This is a genomic window from Streptomyces sp. NPDC107562, from assembly GCF_055657325.1.
In genome coordinates this window covers 486,918-509,056 of sequence record NZ_JBVKBE010000002.1, presented here as the reverse complement: position 1 = coordinate 509,056, position 22,139 = coordinate 486,918, and the positions used below count along the sequence as shown (strand labels likewise).

The window sequence follows — 22,139 nt, the reverse complement described above, 5'->3', positions numbered from 1 at the left end:
AAGTTCGTGAGGACTCGGTGGAACCAACCTCCCCTGGAACACCGGGAGTTGCAGGGTGTCCACGGCCGGTGAACAGGTGCGTCCGCTGTCAGTGACCGTGGTCGAGATACGCGAGAACCGCCAGCACGCGGCGGTTGTCGTCGTCCGACACCTCCAGGCCCAGTTTGGCGAAGATGTTGGAGGTGTGCTTGGCGATCGCCCGCTCCGTCACCACCAGATGGGCCGCGATCGCCGCGTTGGACCGGCCCTGCGCCATCAGCTCCAGCACCTCCCGCTCGCGCGGTGTCAGCCGGGCCAGCGGCCGGTCGTCGGCCGCCCGCCGGGCCAGCAACTGCTGGATGACCTGCGGGTCCATCGCCGTACCGCCCGCGGCGACCCGTCGTACGGCGTCCACGAACTGGTCCGCGTCGAAGACCCGGTCCTTCAGCAGATAGCCCACCCCGCCGCTGCCGTCGGCGAGCAACTCGCGGGCGTACAGCTGCTCCACGTGCTGCGAGAGCACCAGCACGGGCAGCCCGGGCCGGGCCCGGCGGGCCCGCAGCGCGCACTGCAGGCCCTCGTCGGTGTGCGTGGGCGGCAGCCGTACGTCCACCACGGCCACGTCCGGCTTCAGCTCGGCCAGCGCCCGGTCCAGCTCGGGTCCGCTCTCCACGGCCGCCGCGATCTCGAAGTCGTAGGCCTCCAGCAGCCGGACCAGCCCGTCGCGCAGCAGGAACAGGTCTTCGGCTAGGACAACGCGCACGGGATCTCCAGGGTGACCATGGTGGGGCCGCCCTCCGGAGAGCTGACGGCCAGGACGCCGTCGAATGTACCGAGCCGCTGCTCCACCCCGGACAGGCCCGAACCCGCCCCGATCGCGGCACCGCCCCTGCCGTTGTCGGTCACCGCGATCCGCAGCATCCCGTCGGCGTGGTGCACGTCGAGCCAGATCCGGTCGGCGTCGGCGTGCTTGACGACGTTGGTGAGCACCTCGCTGACCGCGAAGTACGCCGCCGACTCCACCGGCGGCTGCGCCCGCCCGTCCAGGTCCACCGTCACCTCGGTGGCGACCGGCAGCCGCAGCGCCAGCGCCCGCACCGCGTCACCGAGTCCGCGTTCGGCCAGCACCGGGGGATGGATGCCGCGCACCAGGTCGCGCAGCTCCGCCAGGGCGTCCGCGGAGGACCGGCGGGCCTGGGCCAGCAGTTCCCTCGCCTTGGCCGGGTCCTTGTCCAGCAGCGTCTCCACGGTGCCCAGGTCCATGCCCATGGCGACCAGCCGGGCCTGCGCGCCGTCGTGCAGGTCCCGTTCGATACGGCGCAGCTCGGCGGCCGAGGTGTCCACCGCGACCTGCCGGGTCTCGGTCAGCACCCGCACCCGCTCGGCCAGTTCCCCCTGCGGGGAGCCGAGGACGGCGCGGGTGAGCGCGAAGTGCGCGGCCAGCAGACGGGGCGTGAAGTGATGCCCGAACAGCAGCAGGACGGCGCCGAGGGCCGCGGCGCCGAACGCGGAGGCCTGGCCGGTCACCGGCACGAACCCGTACCAGTAGTCGTCCGGGAAGACCCGCCACAGCCCGATCGCCAGGGCGAAGCCCTCCAGCGGATAGAGCAACAGCACCGCCGGCAGCAGGGCGGTCACGAACCCCGCCGTCATGTCCACCGGCAACCACCGCAGGTCCCGCCAGGTCGCCGGATCGCCCAGCATCCCGAAGGTGCGCGCCCACGGGTTGGCGTCCTTCGGCAGCGGCCGGTACGCCGGGGGGATGCGCACGCCGCCCCACTCGGCCGCCAGCACCCGCCGCCAGTCGGCGAACGCCCGGACTCCGGTGAGGACCCACGGCGTCGTGACGATGCCGACGCCGATCGGTATCAGCGCGATGGACACGAGGGAGAGGGTGAGGCAGAGCACCGCGCCCGGCAGGGACACGAGGGCCAGCGCCAGCCCGCGCACCGCGGCCCGCACGACCGTGCCGCCCCGCCCTGTCGCCTTGCCGCCGCTGCGGATGTCGCTGGTCTCGATCGTCATGACGCCAGTCTGGAGGAGCGGCCCCCCGCGGTCACTGGCCCGAGCCCCCCACCCCGGGGGTGTACCCACCTACACCCCGCACGCCCCCGCGGCACCGCCCGCGCAGCCGCCCCCACATCTCCGCATCCCCCGAGCGCTACGTGGCCCGGCAGTCGCTACGTACCCCGCCTGGGGTGCTCGCAGCGAGCGCGGACCCGTCCCCGCCGCGCCGCACGCGCCGCTCGCGCGGAGCCCTCGCCCCTGCCTGCGCGGCCCGTTGCCTCCCGTACCCCGGCGCCGTCCCACGCCGTCCGAGCAGCCGCAGCCCCTCTCACCCGGCGCCGCCTCCGCACCTCCACGCCCGCCCCTGCCTCGGGTCGGCCCGCAGGGCCTGGATTCCGTTGCCCGTCAGGGCTCTTCCTTCCGCTTCCGGGGTGAGGCCGACAGGGGGGCGGTCGGGGCGTTGGGGGGCCGTGCCGCCGCGTTCGTCCAGCCAGCGCCAGGTGTCGGCCACGGTGTCGGCGGCTGGTCGGCAGCGCAGCCCCGCGGCCAGGGCGCGAGAGACGTCCGCGCTGTGCAGGGCGTCGTGCAGCTCGCTGCCCGGCGGCACCCACACCGGCAGCCCGCTCCACGGTTCGATCCCCGCCCCGAGCACCACCTCGGGCGCGGTCCAGCGCAGCTCGGCCGCCGACCCGGTCGCCCGCACGCACGCCTCCAGGAACTCACCCATGGTGGTGTGCCCCCGAGGACCGGTCAGGTTGTACGGCCCGCCGAGCTCCCCCTCGATCCCGTCCAGGATCCACTCGGCGAGGTCACGGACGTCGACGAACTGCACCGGCAACTCGCGCGGGCCCGGCGCCAGCACCGGCCCGCCCCGGGCGATCCGGTTCAGCCACCAGGGCAGGCGGCCGACGTTCTCGTACGGCCCGAGCAGCAGGCCGGCCCGCACCAGCAGCGAGTCGCGCGCGCCGAAGGACTCGACGACGGCCAACTCGCCGCCCCGTTTGTCGCGGGCGTAGTCGGTGTGGTCCGCGCCGGCCTCGGCGCCCTCCACGAGCGGCGCGTCCTCGGTGTACCCGGCGGGCGGGGCCCAGGCGTAGACCGAGCAGCTCGACACGTACACGTACCGCCCGGCGCGGCCCCGCAGCAGCCGCGCCGTGTCCCGCACCGCCCGGGGCGCCGCCGACCAGGTGTCGACGACGGCGTCCCATTCCCCCTCCGCCAGTCCGTCGAGCCCCCGCGGCGCGGTGCGGTCGCCCAGCACCTCGCGGACACCGGGCGGGGCCGCGTGCCTGCCCCGGTGGAAGACGGTGACGTCCCAGCCCCGCCCGAGGGCGGCCTCCACCACGGCCCGCCCCGCGAACTCCGTACCACCCAGCATCAGCAGTCTCATGGGATGACCCTGCCCCGGGCCCCGTGCGCGGGGGAAGCGCACTCTGCCCAGGGCAGACGCGCAGGGCGCGCCGGGCCGTCAGACGCGGGCCGGCGGCGCGTACTTGTAGCCCACCCGGCGGACCGTGAGGATCGCCCCCCGGTGTTCCGCGCCCAGCTTGCGGCGCAGTCGGGCGATGTGGACGTCGACCGTGCGGCCGTCGCCGACATGCCCGTAGCCCCACACCGTGGTGACCAGCTGGTCGCGGGTGTGCACCCGGTGCGGGTGCGCCACCAGATGGGCGAGCAGCTCGAACTCCAGGTACGTCAGGTCGAGTTCACGCCCGGCCACCTCGGCGATGCGGCGCTGGGCGTCGACACGGATGAGGGCGGCGGCGTCGGTGTCGGGGTCGACGGCGGCGCCGCCGCCCGCGCCGCTCGCCGGCGCCGGCAGGAAGGGCGGCTGCTGGTCGGCCGGGACGAGCAGCAGGTACCCGACCATCGGCGGCCGGCCCGGCAGGGAGGGCAGCGCCTCCTGCGGTGCGGGCAGCCAGGTGGCACCCGGCGGCAGGAGGTCGGTGACCCCTCTCACCTCGTCCCGGTCGACGGCGCGCAGCCGGTGCCGGGAGCCGCCGGGAGCGGCGGCGGGGGAGAGGGGACGGGACACGGAACGGGGCACAGGGCCGGGGATCGCCATGGGAGGTCAGCTCTTCTCGCGCGAGAGGTCCGTCGAAGGAGGTACTCGTGTCGCGCTGGCCGGAGGCCGGTGTGTACGGCGTCAGAGGGCCGGCGCGGTCGTCGCGCGGCAACACACCCGGTCGAAGTCGTGGTGCTGACGGGAGGGCCAGAAGGGCTCGAGGTCATGGCGACCCGTCGCGGAGAACTTCTGGAAGCCGACCATGGGCCCATTGAAGCAGACGGCACCCGCGACGCGAAGGGGGCGCCCACCGGACCGGCGGGCGCCCCCGGCACGTCGCCGGTGGAGCGGATCAGACCTGGCCGGCCTTCTCCAGGGCGGAGCAGCAGGTGTCGACCAGCAGACGCGTCACGACGTAGGGGTCGACGTTGGCGTTCGGGCGGCGGTCCTCGATGTAGCCCTTGCCGTCCTTCTCGACCTGCCACGGGATGCGGACCGAGGCGCCGCGGTCGGAGACGCCGTAGGAGTACTTGTCCCACGGGGCGGTCTCGTGCAGGCCGGTGAGACGGTCGTCGATGCCGGCGCCGTAGTTCTTGACGTGGTCGAGCGGCTTGGAACCCTCGCCGAGCGACTCGCACGCGGTGATGATCGCGTCGTAGGACTCGCGCATCGCCTTCGTCGAGAAGTTGGTGTGCGCGCCGGCGCCGTTCCAGTCGCCCTTGACCGGCTTGGGGTCGAGGGTGGCGGAGACGCCGAAGTCCTCGGCGGTGCGGTAGAGCAGCCAGCGGGCCACCCACAGCTGGTCGGAGACCTCCAGCGGGGACAGCGGACCGACCTGGAACTCCCACTGGCCGGGCATGACCTCGGCGTTGATGCCGGACAGGCCAAGGCCCGCCGTCAGGCAGTTCTCCAGGTGGGCCTCGACGATGTCGCGACCGAAGATCTCGTCGGCGCCCACACCGCAGTAGTAGCCGCCCTGCGGGGCCGGGAAGCCGCCCTCGGGGAAACCGAGCGGGCGGGTGCCGTCGAAGAAGGTGTACTCCTGCTCGATGCCGAAGATCGGCTCCTGCGCGGCGAACTTCTGGGCGACCTCGGTGAGCGCGGCCCGGGTGTTCGACGGGTGCGGGGTCATGTCCGTGTTGAGGACCTCGCACAGCACCAGCACGTCGTCGCCCCCGCGGATCGGGTCCGGGCAGGAGAAGACCGGCTTGAGCACGCAGTCCGAGGCGTGGCCCTCGGCCTGGTTCGTGGACGACCCGTCGAAGCCCCAGATCGGCAGCTCGGCACCCTTCGTGCCCTTCTCCGAGTCCGCCAGGATCTTCGTCTTGGAACGAAGCTTGGCCGTCGGCGCGGTGCCGTCGATCCAGATGTACTCAGCCTTGAAGGTCACGGGCCACATCCTTCGGGGGTGGGTCTGGGCGCGCTTGCGGGTGCTGCGGCGCTACGGCACCGGGGCGCCGCATTCTGTATGTCCGGAAGCCTGTCAACAGGCGATTTCCCGATCATTGCCCGGTTGTGAACCCCGTGTTACCTGGCACTGCCGCGGCCAACCTCATCGTGTGAGGCGCCCCGCGTACGGCCGGGCGGCTCGTATGCGATGCGACGCATACGACGCGATGCATGCGACGCGCGCGCGACACGACGCGGGCGCGCGCGGGTCCTGCCGCTCGTGGCCGCGAGCGGCAGGACCTGTGACACATACGCGGGGGCAGCCCGGTGCGGGATGCCGCCTCAGCGGGTCCTCGGTCTCAGTGCCTCACCCCACCTTCTCGATCACGGCCCGGCGGATGAGGAACTTGCCGGGCTCACGGACCTGTTCGAAAGCGGCGTTGTTGAGCAGGACACAGCTGCCGGAGACGGAGGTGACCTCCACCGTCGTGGACTTGTTGTTGTCCAGGTTGGTGACCTTCAGCTTGGTGCCGGCCGGGAACTGGTTGCTCGACGCGGCCGGGGCGCCGGCCTCGCCGGAGAGCGTCACCGTGGAGCCGTTGCAGACCTGCTCCCCGGCCGCGGCGCCCGCGCCGTCACCCGGGGCGGCGGCGTCGGCGGGCGGCGCCGACTGCTGGGCGCCGCCACCCGCCTGCCCGGCCCCTTGCCCCGCGCCCTGGCCCGCCCCGTTGCCCTGCTGGCCCGGCTGTGCGGCCTGGGAGCCCTGAGCCGACTCCCCCACCTCGCACCCGGCGGCCTTCTGCTGGAGCTGGATCTGGGCGATGACGGCCTCGCGGTTGGCGATCCGGGCCGCGGACTGCGCGTCCGGGTTGGCCCGCTGGTCCGCGATGAACCGCTGGTTGTTGCCGAGGGCGGTGGCGAAGCCCTGGCAGGCCGTCGAGTTCGCCGCGGTCTGCGAGGCGTTCGACGTGCTCGCCATGACGAAGGCGCCACCGCCCGCCACCGTGGCCGCGCTGACCAGCAGGGCCAGCTTCTTCTTCGTGCTGAGGGTTCTCCTGCGCGACATGCGCGCCTCCTGGGAGGTAGGGGAGCGTACGCCGCTATGTACGAGATGCCGAACGGGGTTACTCAGTGGTTACGGGAGGATGTTGAAGTAACTTGCGTCACACGGGAGTTGACGACGGGGTTCAGCGGGCGAGCGCGTCCCGTACCGCCTCGTCGGTACGGCCGACGACCGCCGTGCCGTCGTCCGCGGTGATGAGGGGCCGCTGGATGAGCCGCGGGTGCTCGGCGAGCGCGCGCACCCAGCGGTCGCGGGCGCCGGCGTCCCGCGGCCACTCCTTCAGCCCCAGCTCCTTGGCCTCGGCCTCCTGGGTCCGCGTGATGTCCCACGGCTCCAGCCCCAGCCGGTCGAGCACGTCACGGATCTCGTCCTCGCTCGGTACGTCCTCCAGATAGCGGCGGACCGTGTACTCGGCCCCCTCGGCGTCGAGCAGGCTCAGGGCACTGCGGCATTTGGAGCAGGCGGGGTTGATCCAGATTTCCATACCGCCACGGTACGCCGCCGAACGACCCGCGGAACCCGTCTTCCCCGTGTGTCACTGCACCCCCGAAAGCCCTTGTGGCCAGGGGCTTTTGTCAGTGGGGGCCGGTAGAATAGAAGCAGTGTTCGAGGGTGTCGCCGGGGTGTCCGGTCGGCGCCCTGACCGCGACAGGAGGATGCCCGTGCCCGCTGCCGCACTGAAGCCGAAGCCGCTGCCGACCCAGTCCACCGCGAAGCGCCCCGTGCTGCTCGAACTCCCCTGCGCCCCCGTGGAGAAGCGGCCGCTGCCGCCGGGGCGCCCGCGCGAGTGGTACATCTCCCACAACCGCCGGCTCAAGGCCATGCGCCTTGCGATAGCGCTGCTCGACTCGGGGGTGTACGTGCCGAACCAGGCACGCGACGAGACGATCCGCAGCACCGCGGACCTCATCGGCGTCCACCCGCCGTCGGACACGACGTGTCACATGGTGCGGGCGCTGCTGCGATACACGCGCTGAGCCCGTGAGCCCGTGAGCCCGTGAGCGCGTGAGCGCGTGAGCCCGTAAGCCCGTAAGCCCGTAAGCCCGTAAGCCCGTGAGCCCGTGAGCCCGTGAACCCGTGAGTTCGTGCGCCGGGTGCCGGCATGCACCTCGGCACCCGGCGCACCTCTGCCCGGCGTGGGTCCCTGAGAGGTTCGCCCGCTCACCCCGCCGCCAACTCCCGTTCCACCGGCGTCCGGAAGCGCGGGGTGATCCGCGTGGCCCCCACCCAGGCGCGCAGCCGCTCCGCCTCGCCCTCGACCGCCGTGCGCGCCTCCCGGCCCACGCCCTCCTCCGTCAGCAGCCGCCACACGATCTCGCCGTCGGGCCGCTGGGCCCAGGCGCCCACCACCCGGCCGTCCCACCACACCGTCGGCCCGATGTTCCCGCTGCGGTCGAACAGGGCGGGGCGCAGCTCGGGGGAGAGGAACCAGTCGCGGTCGCGGCAGCTCATCGCCGTGGGGTCGAGGGCGGGCAGCAGCGCGGCCCACGGTGCGACGGGGCCCGGCACCGGATCGACGTCGGCCTCGACGACATACCCGGTGCCCTCGTCCAGCCGTACCTCCCGCGCGCCGATCGCGGCCAGTGCCGCGCGCACCTCCGTCACCCGCCACCCCGTCCACCACTTGAGGTCGGCCTCGGTCGTCGGCCCGCACGCCGTCAGCCAGCGCCGCAGCAGCGCCGCCTGCGCACCGGCGACGTCCAGCTCGGGGTGCGCGGGTGCCGGGGCCCAGCGGAACTGGCTCGACGTCCAGGAGCCGAGCGGCCGTCCCCGGACGACCTTGCCCTCCACGCCCAGCACCCGCAGCAGCCGCGTCGACACCGTGTGGACGCCCTCGTAGCTCTTGCCGACGGCGTACGCGAACTGCTCCCGCAGCCTCGGCTCGTGCCGTGCCAGCTCGGCCGCCGTGGCCTCCCCGCGCCGTGCCAGCAGGGCGAGCGCCGACTCCTCGACCTCCTTGAGCCAGGCCTCGTCCGGCGCCCCCGCCTTCGCCATGTCCTTGACCAGCGAGGCACGCTCCCGCGCCGCCACCGTGAGCCCCGTGGAGGCGTGCACCACGGCGGTCAGCTCCGTCGGGAACACGAACACGGTGTGCCGCATGCCGTGCATCCGCACCAGCGTCCGGTCCGCGTACAGCGCGCGCTCCGTCTCCGTCACGGCCCCCGCCGCATCCGTGAGCCTCGCCCCCACCGCCAGGAACACGGTCGCGGGATCCGAACCGTGCAGCGCGACGAGCGAGTCGGCGACCTCCTCCGGCCGCCCGGCCCGCGCCCCCACCGCCAGCCGATGCCGCACCGCCAGCCGAGCCCGCCGCTGCGCCACTGAGACGTACGGCAACCCCGCAGCACCCATCCCGGCCTCCACCCGTCCGCTCGTTTCGCCTCATGACGCCCCGCCGCTCACGAGGACGCCCTGCCCCCCATCCTGCCGACCCCCACCGACAACGGCCCCCCACCTGCGTCTTCGCCGCCCCAGTCGCTCAGCACCGCCGTCACGAAGGCCTGCCGGTCCGACCCGTGCTCGAGGAACCACAGCCCCAGCGAGTGATCGGCGTCGGGCAGTTCGAAGCGTGTGTACCGGGCACGGCGGGACAGTGCGTCCTGGACCGCCTCCGTCACGGCCGGCGGAATCACCGCGTCCGTGCCCGGCACGGCGAGTACCGCGCGCCCCCGGTACGCCCGGAGCGCGGCCAGCGCGGGCGACCCCCGCCAGCTGCCGGGCCGCCGGATGACGGTGCTGAAGCGGCCGTCACCCGTCCCGAACGGCAGGTCCCACGCCTGCGCCGCGTAAACCGCGGGTGCGCACAGCGCCAGCGCGCGCACCCGGTCGCCGTAGTGCGCGGCGAGATCCGCCACCGTCTGTCCGCTCATGCTGAAGCCGGTCAGGACCAGCGCCCGGTCCGCCGGCACCTGCGCGTCGATCACCGCCACGGCCTGCTCGAACCGGCGTCGCAGGCTCGACTCCCCGAGCGCGCCCGAGCTTTCGCCGTGCCCGGAGAAGTCGAACGCGACTCCCCGGCAGCCCCGCGCCGCGAACTCACCGAGCAGCGGCAGCAGTCGTTCCTTGTCGCTGCGGCCCGCACCGTGCAGGACGACCGCCGCCACCGGGGCGTCCGGCTCGCCGCAGGCCACCCCGGCGAGCCGGGCACCGTCGTGGTCGTACGCGAAGGGAGAGAGGGTGTTCATGGCGCCATTCACTCACGGCGCCCTCGCCCGCACCGGGAAAAGGAGATGCGGGTCCCCCTGCCTCCGGCGCTACGCTCTGTGCACGGACAAACACAGATCCCACATCCCAGGGGAGTCCCGTCATGGGCACCATCATCATCTCCGGGACGGTCGTCCTGGTCGTCCTGGGATTCGGAAACCACCTCTACTGGCTGGCCGCCGTCGCGCTGCTCGTCCTGTACGTGCGGTACGGGCGCGACGCGTCCACGAAGACCTCCGCCCCCTCGACCCCTCCGGCGCCCGGGCCCACGAGCTACCGGGCCTACCGCGACCGCCGTGACCAGCAGGCCAGGTGGGAGCGCCGCTACCGCCGCGAGCGGCCGCTGGAGTTCCGCCGTCAGGAGCGGGAGCGGAGCAGCAAGTGACCCGCCCCGGGGCCCGCCCCCGGGGCGGGCCCCGTAAAGATTCCCGTCAGAGCCCTGGGGCGCCCCACACCGGGAACCACCGCCCCAGGTCCTCCTCCATCCGCAGATCACCGGCCAGCGCGGCCTTCACCTGGAGTTCGAGCGCGCTGTCGCGCCGCTGTCCCCCGTCGGGCAGCTGCGCGAACGGGTAGAAGGTGCCGCGCTTGTAGAGATAGACCAGCGCGAGCCGTCGTCCCGCCTCGTCACGGAAGCCGGCCAGCGAGCACAGCAGCTGCGGGCCGAAGCCGTTGATCTCCATGGAGCTGTTCACCGCGTGCAGATCGTTGACGAGCTGCGGCAGCTCGTCGGGGGCGCGGCGGGAGATCAGCCAGGAGTACCCGTACGCGTCCCGCTCCAGCTCGACGGGCGGCCCGGTCCGCTCGGTGTCCGCGTCCAGCAGCGCCCGTACCTCGCGGTGCGTCTGGTCGAACGCGGCCCCCTCGACCGTCGCGAAGCACACCGCGCCGTGCCCGGTCGGCGTGAAGGCCGCGGCCGCCTCCAGCGTCACCGCGGCCGAGGGCAGCGCGAACAGCCGGTCCAGATCGGGCGCGACCGGCTGGGTACGTCCGAGCAGGATGTCCAGCAGCCCCATGGTCACGCCTTTCCGGGGGTCGCCGCCTCGCCCAGCTCGGCGGAGATCCGCCCCAGCTGTTCGAGGCGCTGCTCCAGGCTCGGGTGGGTGGAGAACAGCCGTGCGAGGTCCGCCCCACGGCCGAGCGCCGGCGTGAAGTAGAAGGCGTTGAACGCCTGCGCGGTGCGCAGGTCCTTCGTCGGGATCCGCGCGATGTCACCGGTCACCTTGGTCAGCGCGGACGCCAGCGCCGAGGGCCGCCCGGTCAGCAGCGCCGCCGCGCGGTCGGCCGCCAGCTCGCGGTACCGGGACAGCGCCCGGATCAGCAGGAAGCTGATCGCGTACACCGCGGCCGAGACCCCCATGATCCCCAGGAAGATCACGGCGGTGTTCTGGTCGCGCCGCCCGCCGCCGAAGAGCTGCGAGTAGAAGGCGAACCGGACGATCAGTCCCGCGATCACGCCCAGGAAGGACGCGACCGTGATCACGGCGACGTCCTTGTGCGCCACGTGCGACAGCTCGTGCGCGAGCACCCCCTCCAGCTCCGCCGGCTCCAGCCGCCGCAGCAGTCCGGTGGTCACACAGACCACCGCGTGGTCGGGGTTGCGGCCGGTGGCGAACGCGTTCGGCATCTCCATGGCGGACACGGCGACCACCGGCTTCGGCATGTCGGCGACCGCGCACAGCCGGTCGACCACGCCGTGCAGATCCGGGTACTCCTCGCGTTCCACGACCCGGCCGTGCATCGCGAAGAGCGCGACCCGGTCGGAGAACCAGTACTGCGCGCCCAGCAGCGCCGCCGCGATCACCACGACCAGCACCCAGGACTTCAGCAACACGATCAGCGCGGCGACGAACGCCACGTACAACAATCCGAGCAGGAACAACGTGACCGTCATCCGCACGGTCAGCTTTCGGTCGCTCCGGAAGCGGCTCTGCATGTGCATCACCCCGCACTAAAGCCCCAGCAATCGCCTGGGCCCACTGCCAGTGTGCACCCGGACCCACCAAGACGCGGTCCCCCTCGCCCCTCGCCCGGGCAAAGACCTTTCGCCACTCCGTCGGCCCTGCGGTCGGCTCAGTAGGGAGCCCGGAAGTTGATCCAGCCCAGGAGGACGATCACCGCGACCACGCAGCCGAGGACCACGACCGTCGACAGCCAGGACGACCGGCGGCGGGCCGTGTGGTCAGGGGCGGCGCGGAACGGCACCGGGGCGGGCGGGTCGTTCTTCCAGCGCGCGGCGAGCATCCGGGCCCGTGCCGAGGGCTCCTTGTGCGTGGCGCCGTCCGCCCATCCGAGATCGAACTCCCGCTCCGTGTCGTCCTGTTCGGACATCCCCGTATACCTCTCTCGAACAACGGACCTATGCGCCGATGATCCCCCGTGGACGGCCGTCGAGGGAAGTCCGAAAAGCCGGTCCCGGAGCCCGCCGGCCCGCCCCGCGGCTGGGGATGCCGGGTGATCGGGGGCGGGCTTAGCCTGGAGAGGGAGCTGCTCACCGGGACGCGCGTCGTTCGGCGACACCCCCGCACACATCCGACAGCCCACATGCCACACGGACCGCGGCTGATACGCACGCCTCGTAGTCAGGCGGCGACACCGACGACCGCGCCGACCTTCTGCGGCGGCTGCGGCCATCCGTCCGGCTCGTGCTCCGCACGATGGGATGGCAGGAAGGTCTTTCCATGAACGCACCACGCGCACGGCGTCTTTTCGCCATGTCCGCCATCGGCGTGCTGATGGCCGGTGGCGCCGCGATCGGCGCAGCCGGCACGGCCTCGGCAGCCACACCCACCACCCACGTGCCCGCCAACTGGGGCGGCGACGACTGGCGGGACCGCGGCGGCTGGGGTTACAACAACTTCGGCTACTTCAACAACTTCGGAGGCTACGGCGGCTACGGCGGGTACGGGTACGGGGGCTATGGCGGCTACGGCGGCTACGGCGGCAGCCCGGTCGTGATCGTGGTCCGCTGAGTCGGAGGCGACTGCCCCCCCCACGGGGCGAACGGATGAGGGCCGCCACCTGGAGCACTCCAGGTGGCGGCCCTCACCGCGTCCCGCACGTCGGTACGGATCACACGTCGAAGTACAGCTCGAACTCGTGCGGGTGCGGACGCAGCTGCAGCGGGGCGATCTCGTTGGTGCGCTTGTAGTCGATCCACGTCTCGATCAGGTCCGACGTGAAGACGTCGCCCTGGAGGAGGAACTCGTGGTCGGCCTCCAGGCGGTCCAGGACCGCGCCGAGGGAGGTCGGGACCTGCGCGACGCCCGCGTGCTCCTCGGGAGCCAGCTCGTAGAGGTCCTTGTCGATCGGCTCGGCCGGCTCGATCTTGTTCTTGATGCCGTCCAGACCCGCGAGGAGCAGCGCGGAGAAGGCCAGGTACGGGTTGCCCGAGGAGTCGGGGGCGCGGAACTCGACGCGCTTGGCCTTCGGGTTGGAGCCCGTGATCGGGATACGCATCGCGGCCGAGCGGTTGCGCTGCGAGTACACCAGGTTGACCGGCGCCTCGAAGCCCGGCACCAGGCGGTGGTACGAGTTCACCGTCGGGTTGGTGAAGGCGAGCAGCGACGGGGCGTGACGAAGGATGCCGCCGATGTAGTAGCGGGCGGTGTCCGACAGGCCGGCGTAGCCCTGTTCGTCGTAGAACAGCGGGTCGCCGTTGCTCCACAGCGACTGGTGGACGTGCATGCCCGAGCCGTTGTCACCGAAGATCGGCTTCGGCATGAAGGTCGCGGTCTTGCCGTTGCGCCAGGCCACGTTCTTCACGATGTACTTGAAGAGCTGGAGGTCGTCGGCGGCGGCGAGCAGCGTGTTGAACTTGTAGTTGATCTCGGCCTGCCCGGCGGTGCCCACCTCGTGGTGCTGGCGCTCGACCTGCAGGCCGGACCGCTCCAGCTCCAGGGAGATCTCGGCACGCAGGTCGGCGAAGTGGTCGACCGGCGGCGTCGGGAAGTAGCCGCCCTTGTAGCGGACCTTGTAGCCGCGGTTGTCCTCCAGCGCGCCGGTGTTCCAGGCGCCCGCCTCGGAGTCGATGTGGTAGAAGGACTCGTTCTCCGACGTCTTGAAGCGGACGCTGTCGAAGACGTAGAACTCGGCCTCCGGGCCGAAGAAGGCGGTGTCGGCGATGCCGGTGGAGGCGAGGTAGGCCTCGGCCTTCTTCGCCACGTTCCGCGGGTCACGGGAGTACTGCTCACCCGTGATCGGGTCGTGGATGAAGAAGTTGATGTTGACCGTCTTGTCCCGGCGGAACGGGTCCACGCGGGCGGTGGACAGGTCGGCGCGCAGCGCCATGTCGGACTCGTGGATGGCCTGGAAGCCGCGGATCGAGGATCCGTCGAAGGCCAGCTCCTCGCCCGCGTCGAACGCCGCAGCCGGGATCGTGAAGTGCTGCATGACGCCCGGCAGGTCGCAGAAGCGGACGTCGATGAACTTCACGTCCTCGTCGGCGATGAACTTCTTGGCCTCGTCGGCGTTCTGGAACATCCAGCTCCTCCTACTCCCGACCGTCCCGCCGGGGTGGTAGTTCGTATCTGCGGCCAGTGCGGTGGCACATGCTGCACCGACCCTAGGGACGCGTCATTTCTCGGGCGTGACCCATTTGTTTCGCAGAAGTTAACCGGCTCCGTTCCACCGTAACGCGGACCCACCCCGGCATACCTTGGTCAAATCCGGGCGCAGTACCTTTGTCGGGTGGACAAGAGGCAGGCAATCGGATCATGGCTCTCCGGCCCCCGCGCGGCCATGGAGGACGCCGGTGCGGACTTCGGCTACCGGGGCGAGCAGCTCGGGCTGCCGGAGCAGGGGCCGGGATCGCTCGCGCGCCCGGGCCGACGGCTCGGCGCGCTGGCCGTCGACTGGGGTCTGTGCCTCTTGATCGCATACAGCTTGATCACGGACGGCTACGGTCAGGCGACCAGCAACTGGGCCCTGCTGATCTTCCTGGTCATGAGCGTCCTGACCGTCGGCACGATCGGCATCACCCCCGGCAAGCGCCTCTTCGGCGTGCGGGTGATCGCCCTCGACACGGGTGCGCCCCACCCGGCCCGCGCCCTGCTGCGCACGGTCCTGCTGTGCCTCGCCGTCCCCGCCCTGATCTGGGACCGGGACGGCCGCGGCCTGCACGACCGGCTCGCCCGCACGGTCGAGGTGCGGATCTGAGCGGTCGGGCGCGGCGCCCCCACAGGTGACGGCCCCCGAAGGAAAAGACCACCCGCGCCGTCCGGCGCGGGTGGTCTTCGAGTGCCAGGGATCACTTGTGTACGACTGAGTGCCAGGGATCAGGTGTGCAGCACCGACGCCAGCACCTGGCGCAGTTCCGCCTCCGGGTCCGCCGGGGCGGACGACGCCCGCCAGGCCACGAACCCGTCGGGACGCACCAGCACCGCCCCGTCGGCCGACGTGCCGTGCGTCCCCGCCCAGTCGTCGTCCTCCGCGTCGAGCGCCAGCTCGGCCTGTGCTCCGGCACCGATCCGGTAGGCCTCCAGCCGCACCCCGTCCGCGTCCGCGATGCGCCGTGCGGCGGCGTGCCAGGCCTCGCCCGCGTCGGACCCGGCGTCGCAGAGCAGCACCAGTGACCGCTCGTAGAGGTCGAGCGTGGAGACCCGCTCGCCCGCACGGCGCAGCCACATGTGCGGGGCCCGGCTGCCCGGCTCCGCGGTCATGCGCATGCCCTCGGGGACGACCGGCTCGGTCGGGTCGGCGCCCACGACGGCGCCCTCCGGGTAGCGGTAGGCGAGGACGATGTTGAGGATGCCGCCGCGCTTGCCGCCGCCGACACCGGGGGCCGGGGCGAAGCCGGGGTGGCTGTGCTCCACCGAGCGGGACGAGGCACGGGCGCTGGTGGCCATGGCGACCGGGCGGCGCTCGGCGTCGTAGGTCTCCAGCAGCCCGGGGCCGGCCCAGCCCTCGAGGACGGCGGACAGCTTCCAGGCCAGGTTGTGGGCGTCCTGGATACCGGTGTTGGAGCCGAACGCGCCGGTCGGGGACATCTCGTGGGCGGAGTCGCCGGCGAGGAAGACCCGGTCGTGGGCGTACCGGTCGGCGACCCGTTCGGCCGCGCGCCAGGACGCCCTTCCGGTGATCTCCACGTCGAGGTCGGGCGCGCCGACCGCCTGCCGGATGTGCCGCTGGAGCCGCTCCTCGGTGAACTCCTCCAGCGTCTCCCCGTGTTCCGGGTGCCAGGGGGCGTGGAAGACCCAGTTCTCCTTGTTGTCGACGGGCAGCAGCGCGCCGTCCGCCTCGGGGTTGGTGAGGTAGCAGCAGATGAAGCGCCGGTCGCCGACGATGCCGGCGAGCAGCTTGGAGCGGAAGGTGATGCTCACGTTGGCGAACAGGTCGCCGGGGCCGCTCTGCCCGATGCCGAGCCGGTCCCTGACGGGGCTGCGCGGGCCGTCGGCCGCGACCAGGTAGTCCGCGCGGACGGTGTAGAGCTCGTCGCTGTCGCGGTCACGGACGTACGCCGTCACCCCGTGCGCATCCTGCTCGAAGGACTCCAGCTCGTGGAAGTACCGGAGGTCGCCGCCGAGCGCGTCGGCGTTCTTCCTGAGCACCGGCTCCAGGTCGTTCTGGCTGCACAGGCACCACCCCGAAGGGCTGAACTTCGCGAGGCCGCCGCCCGGGTCGATCTCCTTGAACAGCCATTCGCCGGCGTCGCCGACGAGCGTCGGCGTCTGCATGATGCCGTGGTTCTCCGCGAGGAGGGAGGCGGCCGTCCTGATGTCCGGCTCGATGCCGGCGACACGGTAAAGCTCCATCGTCCGCACGTTGTTGCCGCGGCCGCGAGGGTGGATCGAGGTCCCGGCGTGCCGCTCGACGAGCATGTGACGCACGCCCAGACGGCCCAGGAAAAGGGAGAGGGACAGGCCCACCAGAGAGCCGCCCACGACGAGGACGGGAACCTGGTGATCGGCTTTCTGCTGCATCAAGGACTCCTGAGGCAGTGGTGGGGGGTGGGGAAGTTCTTGGAGTTTTCATGCCCTCTGGAAGGGGCTCCGCGTGATCTATCACCCGCGTGGTTCACGCGAGTCGCGCACCGAGGGGGACCGGCAGAGGATCAAGAGGCGCTGACGTCGCGTCATCGGCGGCGGCGTTCGCCTCTGCCTCCAGAGAAGGAGATTCCGCAGCATGACCACTACGTCGGAAAAGGTTTCGCAGCAGCTGACGCGACAGGTGTCGAAACGGGTCTCCCAGTCCGTGTTCGACGGCTCCACCCTCAGGGTCGTCCTGCTGGTCGACGTATACGACGGGGCGCAGCAGCAGTTCCTGGAGGCATACGAGCAACTGTGCAACCAGGTGGCCAAGGTGCCCGGCCACATCAGCGACCAGCTGTGCCAGTCCATCGAGAATCCCTCCCAATGGCTCATCACCAGTGAGTGGGAGAGCGCCCCTCCGTTCCTCGCCTGGGTGAACAGCGAGGAGCACGTGCAGATGGTGCAGCCGATGCACAGCTGCATCCGTGACACCCGCTCGCTGCGCTTCCACGTGGTGCGCGAGATGGGCCGCGGACTGGCGAAGGTCGACCGGGCGGAGCGCCACCTGCAGGAGAACCCCCGGATCGGCGACGGCGTGATCCGCCACGCCCTGACCTTCACGGTCAAGCCGGGCAGCGAGCCGGAGGTCGCGAAGATCCTCGCGAACTACGACTCCCCCGAGACCCATGTGGACGAGACCACCCGTCTGGTCCGCACCTCCCTGTTCATGATCGGCAACCGGGTCGTACGGGCCATCGAGGTCCGCGGCGACCTGCTCCAGGCGCTGCGCCACGTCGCCCGGCAGCCCGAGGTCAGGGCGGTCGAGGAGGCCATCAACCCGTACCTGGAGCAGGAGCGGGACCTCAGCTGCGACGAGTCCGCGCGCGTCTTCTTCACCCGGGCGGCCCTGCCCGCCGTGCACCACGTCAGCGTCGACGAACTGCACGAGGGCGAGCGGCATGCCATGTACATCCCCGCCCGGCCGGGCTGCGGGATGCGGCTGGCCGAGGCACTGGCCCGGGCGGACGAGGACGCGGCCGAGGACCCGGGCACCCCGGTCCTGCGCAGCACGGTCTTCCAGCGCGACGACGTCGTCGTCCGTCTGGTCGACGTCCGACCCGGCGCGGGCGTCGGAGCGGCCCTGCCCGAGCCCGGGGTCATGGCCCCGCTGAAGTCCCTGCTGGACGGCGACGCCGCCCGCATGGAGCTCATCACCGACCGCCGCTCGCCGGACGCCTGACCCCGTCAGGCACAGCACACCCACGGAGGAACGTCGTGATCAAACCCCTTCCGAAGATCGTGGACCTCAGCGAGGTCGAGCCCAACACCCGGCGCGGCGGCGATCTGCGCGCCATGCTCACCCCCACCACGGTCGGCTCCACCAGCGGTTTCATGGGCGTGGCCATCGTGCACCCCGGCGACCGCATCGGTGAGCACTACCACCCGTACTCCGAGGAGTTCGTGTACGTCGTCTGCGGTCAGCTGGAAGTGGACCTGGACGGCGAACCGCACCCGCTGCGGCCGGAGCAGGGCCTGATGATCCCCGCCAATCTGCGGCACCGCTTCCGGAACGTGGGCAACGTGGAGGCGCGCATCGTCTTCCACCTGGGCCCGCTGGCCCCGCGCCCGAGCCTCGGGCACGTCGACACGGAGGAGACGGACGTCATCGGCGCCGCCGCGGTGGTCACGGAGACCGCCGCCGCGGGTGCCGCCCACGACCGAGGTGAGGTCCGGTCATGAGCCGGCGCGTGGCGGTGACCGGCATAGGCATCGTCGCCCCGGGCGGCATCGGTGTACCGGCTTTCTGGGATCTGCTGGCCAACGGCCGGACGGCGACCCGGGGGATCACCTTCTTCGATCCCTCGGGGCTGCGGTCGCAGATAGCCGCGGAGTGCGACTTCGACCCGGCCGCGCACGGTCTGGACGAGGACGAGGTCGCGCGCGCGGACCGGTACATACAGTTCGCCCTGGTCGCCGGTGCGGAGGCGGTCCGGGACTCCGGTCTCGACCTGAGCCGCGAGAACCCCTGGCGGGTCGGGGTGTCCGTGGGCACCGCGGTCGGCGGCACCACCCGGCTGGAGCACGACTACGTCCTGGTGAGCAACCACGGCGAGCGCTGGGACGTCGACCACCGGGAGGCGGAGGCGCACCTGCACCGGGCGTTCTCGCCCAGTACGGTCGCCTCCGCGGTGGCGGAACGTTTCGGCGCCCAGGGTCCGGTACAGACCGTCTCCACCGGCTGCACCTCGGGCCTGGACGCCGTCGGGTACGCCTTCCACACGGTCGAGGAGGGCCGGGCCGACATCTGCATAGCGGGTGCCTCGGACTCCCCGATCTCCCCGATCACCATGGCCTGCTTCGACGCGATCAAGGCCACGTCACCCAACAACGACGACCCGGCCCACGCCTCCCGGCCCTTCGACAACAACCGTGACGGCTTCGTCATGGGCGAGGGCGGCGCCGTGCTCGTCCTGGAGGAGCTGGAACACGCCCGGGCCCGCGGGGCCCACGTGTACTGCGAACTGGGCGGCTACGCCACCTTCGGCAACGCCTACCACATGACCGGCCTGACCAGCGAGGGTCTGGAGATGGCCCGGGCGATAGACCTGGCCCTGGACCACGCCCGGCTGGACCCGACGGCGATCGACTACGTCAACGCCCACGGATCCGGCACTCGGCAGAACGACCGCCACGAGACGGCGGCCGTGAAGCGGGCGCTCGGTCAGCACGCCTACGACACCCCCATGAGCTCCATCAAGTCGATGGTGGGGCACTCACTCGGGGCGATCGGGGCGATCGAGGTGGTCGCCTGCGTTCTGGCCCTCGCCAAGCAGGCCGTACCGCCGACCGCCAACTACGAGACCCCCGACCCCGAATGCGACCTGGACTACGTCCCGCGTGTCGCCCGCGAACGGAAGCTGAACAGCGTCCTGTCCGTGGGCAGCGGGTTCGGGGGCTTCCAGTCGGCGGTGGTCCTGACCCGGACGAGGGAGTGAGGACACGATGAGCGAACCGCACGATCGGCGCGCGGCCGTCACCGGTATCGGGGTGGTCGCGCCCAACGGCACCACCCTTGACACCTTCTGGAAGGCCACCAAGGAAGGCCTCAGCGTCCTCGACCGGGTCACCCGCGAGGGCTGTGAGCACCTTCCGCTGAAGGTGGCCGGCGAGGTCCGCGGCTTCGACCCGGCGGCGACGATCGAGGAGCGGTTCCTCGTCCAGACCGACCGGTTCACCCACTTCGCCATGGCCGCGGCGGACTTCGCGCTGGAAGACGCACGGCTCGGACAGGCGGACACCTCCGAGGAGCCGTACTCCATCGGGGTGGTCACGGCCGCCGGTTCCGGCGGCGGTGAGTTCGGCCAGCGCGAGCTCCAGCAGCTGTGGGGCAAGGGCAGCCGCTTCGTCGGCCCCTACCAGTCCATCGCCTGGTTCTACGCCGCGAGCACCGGCCAGATCTCCATCCGCCGCAAGTTCAAGGGCCCCTGCTCGGTCGTCGCCTCCGACGAGGCCGGCGGTCTGGACGCCCTCGCGCACGCGGCGCGTGCGGTGCGACGCGGCACCGACGTGATCGTGGCCGGTTCCACCGAGGCGCCGCTGGCGCCGTACTCGGTGGTCTGCCAGGTCGGCTACCAGGAGCTGAGCACCGTCACCGACCCGAGCCGCGCGTACCGTCCGTTCACGGAGGCCGCCTGCGGGTTCGTGCCGGCCGAGGGCGGCGCGATGCTCGTGGTGGAGGCGGAGCGGTCGGCCCGCGAGCGCGGTGCCGCGGTCCGGGCGTACGTCGCCGGGCACTCGGCGACCTTCACCGGTGCCTCCCGCTGGGCCGAGTCCAGGGACGGGCTCGCCCAGGCGATCCGGGGTGCCCTGGACGAGGCCGGCTGTGCCCCGGAGGAGGTCGACGTGGTCTTCGCCGACGCCCTCGGGGTGCCGGAGGCCGACCGTGCGGAGGCACTGGCCATCGCGGACGCCCTCGGTGCGCACGGGCGGCGCGTGCCCGTCACGGCGCCCAAGACCGGGATCGGCCGCGGCTACTGCGCGGCACCGGTGCTGGACACCGCGGCGGCGGTGCTGGCCCTGGAGCACGGCGTGATCCCGCCGACCCCCGGCGTCTTCGACGTCTGCCACGACCTCGACCTCGTGACCGGCCGCGCGCGCGCCGCCGAGCTGCGTACGGCGCTGGTCCTCAGCAGGGGCCTCATGGGGTCGAACTCGGCGCTCGTGCTGCGGCGCGGCGGCGCCGGGTGAGCCGAACACACCAGTAGCCCAGCAGCAAAGGAGGAGGAATCGCCATGAGTCACCGCATCACACTGGAAGAGCTGTCCGAGCTCATGAAGAAGGCCGCCGGAGTCACCGTCTCCCCCGAGGAGCTCCAGCAGCGGTACGACGCCGGCTTCGACGCCCTCGGCATCGACTCGCTCGGCCTGCTCGGCATCGTCGGCGAGCTGGAGAACCGGCACGGCGCCCCGATGCCCAACGACGCGGAGCGTTCCAAGACGCCCCGTCAGTTCCTCGACCTCGTCAACAGCGCACTGCCCGCGGGAGCCTGACATGGTTGGACACACCCAGAACGAGATCACCATCGCCGCGCCCGTCGACCTGGTCTGGGACATGACCAACGACGTCGCGAACTGGCCGCAGCTCTTCAGCGAGTACGCCAGCGCCGAGATCCTCTCCCAGGAGGGGAACACGACCACCTTCCGGCTCACCATGCACCCGGACGAGAACGGCAAGGTGTGGAGCTGGGTCTCCGAGCGGGACGCCGACCGCGAGCACCTCAGCGTCGAGGCCCGTCGCGTCGAGACCGGTCCGTTCGCCTACATGAACATCCGGTGGGAGTACGAGGAGGTCCCGGAAGGCACCCGGATGGTCTGGACGCAGGACTTCTCGATGAAGCCGGACGCGCCCGTCGACGACGAGTGGATGACCGACAACATCAACAAGAACTCCAAGGTCCAGATGGCTCTCATCCGCGACAAGATCCAGAAGGCGGCCGCCGGTCAGCGGTCCGCCGCGGCCCTGGCCGACTGAGCCGGACGACAGGAGAAGACCGTGCACCAGGCCCTGATCGTGGCCAAGATGGCTCCTGGTTCCGCGCCCGACATCGCCAAGGTGTTCGCGGAGTCCGACCGGGGAGAGCTGCCGCACCTCATCGGCGTCGTCCGGCGCAGCCTCTTCCAGTTCGGCGACGTGTACATGCACCTCGTCGAGTCCGAGCGCGAGCCGGGACCGGCCATCGCCAAGGTCACCTCGCACCCCGAGTTCGTGGGGATCAGCGAGCGGCTCTCCGCGTACGTCAGCGCGTACGACCCGGAGACCTGGCGGTCCCCGAAGGACGCGATGGCACAGCGCTTCTACCTCTGGGAGCGCGACGCCCGCGCCTGACCCCACCCCCGTCAGGCCACCGGTGCCGGGGGCGCGTGACACGGGGGGACTGTAACGGAAGTCCCCAGCGGCGGCGCGTTGCCCCACGGCCGTTTCGTCGAAGGCGGGTAGAGAGGGGGTGGCCGGACAGAAACCTCCG

General features: G+C 71.8%; 25 protein-coding genes. 11 read left to right on the top strand and 14 right to left on the bottom strand.

The genetic code is table 11. The features are described from left to right. Window positions 1–88 precede the first annotated feature (88 nt). From ACZ7LV_RS08145 to ACZ7LV_RS08115, 7 genes are all read right to left on the bottom strand, one after another. Window positions 89–742 (bottom strand): LuxR C-terminal-related transcriptional regulator, encoded by a 654-nt coding sequence (locus tag ACZ7LV_RS08145; protein WP_401676576.1) that lies wholly within the window; start codon window positions 740–742, stop codon window positions 89–91. Then, window positions 727–2,004: a sensor histidine kinase gene (locus tag ACZ7LV_RS08140; RefSeq protein ID WP_471936947.1), complete on the bottom strand. Its 1,278-nt coding sequence runs from the start codon at window positions 2,002–2,004 to the stop codon at window positions 727–729. The genes ACZ7LV_RS08145 and ACZ7LV_RS08140 overlap by 16 nt, the downstream gene beginning before the upstream one ends. A 310-nt stretch (window positions 2,005–2,314) precedes the next feature. After that, entirely contained in the window at window positions 2,315–3,376 is a 1,062-nt protein-coding gene (locus ACZ7LV_RS08135) for an SDR family oxidoreductase (RefSeq protein ID WP_471936944.1), read from the bottom strand. Between the two features lie 78 nt (window positions 3,377–3,454). Beyond that, complete coding sequence (locus ACZ7LV_RS08130; RefSeq protein WP_471936942.1) at window positions 3,455–4,051, bottom strand: winged helix-turn-helix domain-containing protein; 597 nt, start codon at window positions 4,049–4,051, stop codon at window positions 3,455–3,457. Between the two features lie 292 nt (window positions 4,052–4,343). After that, window positions 4,344–5,381, bottom strand: coding sequence for a glutamine synthetase (glnII, locus tag ACZ7LV_RS08125; RefSeq protein WP_471936940.1), 1,038 nt, complete (start codon window positions 5,379–5,381; stop codon window positions 4,344–4,346). Between the two features lie 366 nt (window positions 5,382–5,747). Continuing rightward, the gene (locus ACZ7LV_RS08120; protein WP_471936938.1) at window positions 5,748–6,446 is read right to left on the bottom strand and encodes an RlpA-like double-psi beta-barrel domain-containing protein; all 699 of its coding nucleotides are present in this window, start codon (window positions 6,444–6,446) and stop codon (window positions 5,748–5,750) included. A 121-nt stretch (window positions 6,447–6,567) separates the two neighbouring features. Beyond that, complete coding sequence (locus tag ACZ7LV_RS08115) at window positions 6,568–6,927, bottom strand: arsenate reductase family protein (RefSeq protein ID WP_401676547.1); 360 nt, start codon at window positions 6,925–6,927, stop codon at window positions 6,568–6,570. Window positions 6,928–7,105: 178 nt separating this feature from the next. Here ACZ7LV_RS08115 and ACZ7LV_RS08110 point away from each other — a divergent pair, with 178 nt between their 5' ends. Further along, on the top strand, window positions 7,106–7,420 hold the full coding sequence (locus ACZ7LV_RS08110) for a hypothetical protein (protein WP_401676546.1): 315 nt from the start codon (window positions 7,106–7,108) through the stop codon (window positions 7,418–7,420). A 184-nt stretch (window positions 7,421–7,604) separates the two neighbouring features. On the opposite strand, the gene ACZ7LV_RS08105 is transcribed toward ACZ7LV_RS08110, so the two are convergent. Together ACZ7LV_RS08105 and ACZ7LV_RS08100 are read right to left on the bottom strand one after the other, a co-directional pair. Then, window positions 7,605–8,795 (bottom strand): winged helix DNA-binding domain-containing protein, encoded by a 1,191-nt coding sequence (locus ACZ7LV_RS08105; protein ID WP_471936935.1) that lies wholly within the window; start codon window positions 8,793–8,795, stop codon window positions 7,605–7,607. Window positions 8,796–8,842: 47 nt separating this feature from the next. Further along, entirely contained in the window at window positions 8,843–9,628 is a 786-nt protein-coding gene (locus ACZ7LV_RS08100) for an alpha/beta hydrolase (protein WP_471936933.1), read from the bottom strand. 122 nt (window positions 9,629–9,750) lie between these two features. On the opposite strand from ACZ7LV_RS08100, the gene ACZ7LV_RS08095 reads away from it, so the two are divergent. Continuing rightward, window positions 9,751–10,032 carry a hypothetical protein gene (locus tag ACZ7LV_RS08095; RefSeq protein WP_471936931.1) on the top strand — a complete coding sequence of 94 codons (282 nt, stop codon included), beginning with the start codon at window positions 9,751–9,753 and terminating at the stop codon, window positions 10,030–10,032. Between the two features lie 46 nt (window positions 10,033–10,078). Here the strand turns inward: ACZ7LV_RS08095 and pspAB are convergent, their stop codons facing one another. The 3 genes from pspAB to ACZ7LV_RS08080 all read right to left on the bottom strand — a co-directional run bounded on the left by pspAB (window position 10,079) and on the right by ACZ7LV_RS08080 (window position 11,978). After that, window positions 10,079–10,663 (bottom strand): PspA-associated protein PspAB, encoded by a 585-nt coding sequence (gene pspAB / locus ACZ7LV_RS08090; RefSeq protein ID WP_471936929.1) that lies wholly within the window; start codon window positions 10,661–10,663, stop codon window positions 10,079–10,081. A gap of 2 nt (window positions 10,664–10,665) precedes the next feature. Then, a complete protein-coding gene (gene htpX, locus ACZ7LV_RS08085) occupies window positions 10,666–11,583 on the bottom strand; it encodes a zinc metalloprotease HtpX (protein WP_471936927.1) in 918 nt (305 codons plus the stop codon). 137 nt (window positions 11,584–11,720) lie between these two features. After that, complete coding sequence (locus tag ACZ7LV_RS08080; protein ID WP_471936925.1) at window positions 11,721–11,978, bottom strand: SCO2583/SCO2584 N-terminal domain-containing protein; 258 nt, start codon at window positions 11,976–11,978, stop codon at window positions 11,721–11,723. Window positions 11,979–12,328: 350 nt separating this feature from the next. Between ACZ7LV_RS08080 and ACZ7LV_RS08075 the strand changes: the two genes are divergently transcribed. Then, complete coding sequence (locus ACZ7LV_RS08075) at window positions 12,329–12,619, top strand: hypothetical protein (protein ID WP_471936923.1); 291 nt, start codon at window positions 12,329–12,331, stop codon at window positions 12,617–12,619. A 100-nt stretch (window positions 12,620–12,719) separates the two neighbouring features. Here the strand turns inward: ACZ7LV_RS08075 and glnA are convergent, their stop codons facing one another. Further along, entirely contained in the window at window positions 12,720–14,129 is a 1,410-nt protein-coding gene (gene glnA, locus ACZ7LV_RS08070) for a type I glutamate--ammonia ligase (RefSeq protein ID WP_401676538.1), read from the bottom strand. A gap of 207 nt (window positions 14,130–14,336) precedes the next feature. On the opposite strand from glnA, the gene ACZ7LV_RS08065 reads away from it, so the two are divergent. Further along, the gene (locus ACZ7LV_RS08065; protein WP_401676537.1) at window positions 14,337–14,804 is read left to right on the top strand and encodes an RDD family protein; all 468 of its coding nucleotides are present in this window, start codon (window positions 14,337–14,339) and stop codon (window positions 14,802–14,804) included. A 119-nt stretch (window positions 14,805–14,923) separates the two neighbouring features. Here the strand turns inward: ACZ7LV_RS08065 and ACZ7LV_RS08060 are convergent, their stop codons facing one another. Continuing rightward, complete coding sequence (locus tag ACZ7LV_RS08060) at window positions 14,924–16,567, bottom strand: FAD-dependent oxidoreductase (protein WP_471936920.1); 1,644 nt, start codon at window positions 16,565–16,567, stop codon at window positions 14,924–14,926. Window positions 16,568–16,769: 202 nt separating this feature from the next. On the opposite strand from ACZ7LV_RS08060, the gene ACZ7LV_RS08055 reads away from it, so the two are divergent. From ACZ7LV_RS08055 to ACZ7LV_RS08025, 7 genes are read left to right on the top strand one after another with little or no spacing between them, the layout of a single operon-like run. Continuing rightward, a complete protein-coding gene (locus tag ACZ7LV_RS08055; RefSeq protein WP_471936918.1) occupies window positions 16,770–17,855 on the top strand; it encodes a TcmI family type II polyketide cyclase in 1,086 nt (361 codons plus the stop codon). A 35-nt stretch (window positions 17,856–17,890) separates the two neighbouring features. Next, window positions 17,891–18,355 carry a cupin domain-containing protein gene (locus ACZ7LV_RS08050; protein WP_471936916.1) on the top strand — a complete coding sequence of 155 codons (465 nt, stop codon included), beginning with the start codon at window positions 17,891–17,893 and terminating at the stop codon, window positions 18,353–18,355. After that, window positions 18,352–19,611, top strand: coding sequence for a beta-ketoacyl-[acyl-carrier-protein] synthase family protein (locus ACZ7LV_RS08045; RefSeq protein WP_471936914.1), 1,260 nt, complete (start codon window positions 18,352–18,354; stop codon window positions 19,609–19,611). The genes ACZ7LV_RS08050 and ACZ7LV_RS08045 overlap by 4 nt, the downstream gene beginning before the upstream one ends. 7 nt (window positions 19,612–19,618) lie before the next feature. Continuing rightward, entirely contained in the window at window positions 19,619–20,863 is a 1,245-nt protein-coding gene (locus tag ACZ7LV_RS08040; RefSeq protein ID WP_471936912.1) for a ketosynthase chain-length factor, read from the top strand. 44 nt (window positions 20,864–20,907) lie between these two features. Beyond that, on the top strand, window positions 20,908–21,165 hold the full coding sequence (locus ACZ7LV_RS08035; RefSeq protein WP_401676531.1) for an acyl carrier protein: 258 nt from the start codon (window positions 20,908–20,910) through the stop codon (window positions 21,163–21,165). A gap of 1 nt (window position 21,166) precedes the next feature. Further along, a complete protein-coding gene (locus tag ACZ7LV_RS08030) occupies window positions 21,167–21,646 on the top strand; it encodes an SRPBCC family protein (RefSeq protein ID WP_471936910.1) in 480 nt (159 codons plus the stop codon). Between the two features lie 21 nt (window positions 21,647–21,667). Then, window positions 21,668–22,000, top strand: a complete 333-nt coding sequence (locus ACZ7LV_RS08025) for a TcmI family type II polyketide cyclase (RefSeq protein ID WP_365453604.1) — start codon at window positions 21,668–21,670, stop codon at window positions 21,998–22,000. Window positions 22,001–22,139: the final 139 nt, after the last annotated feature.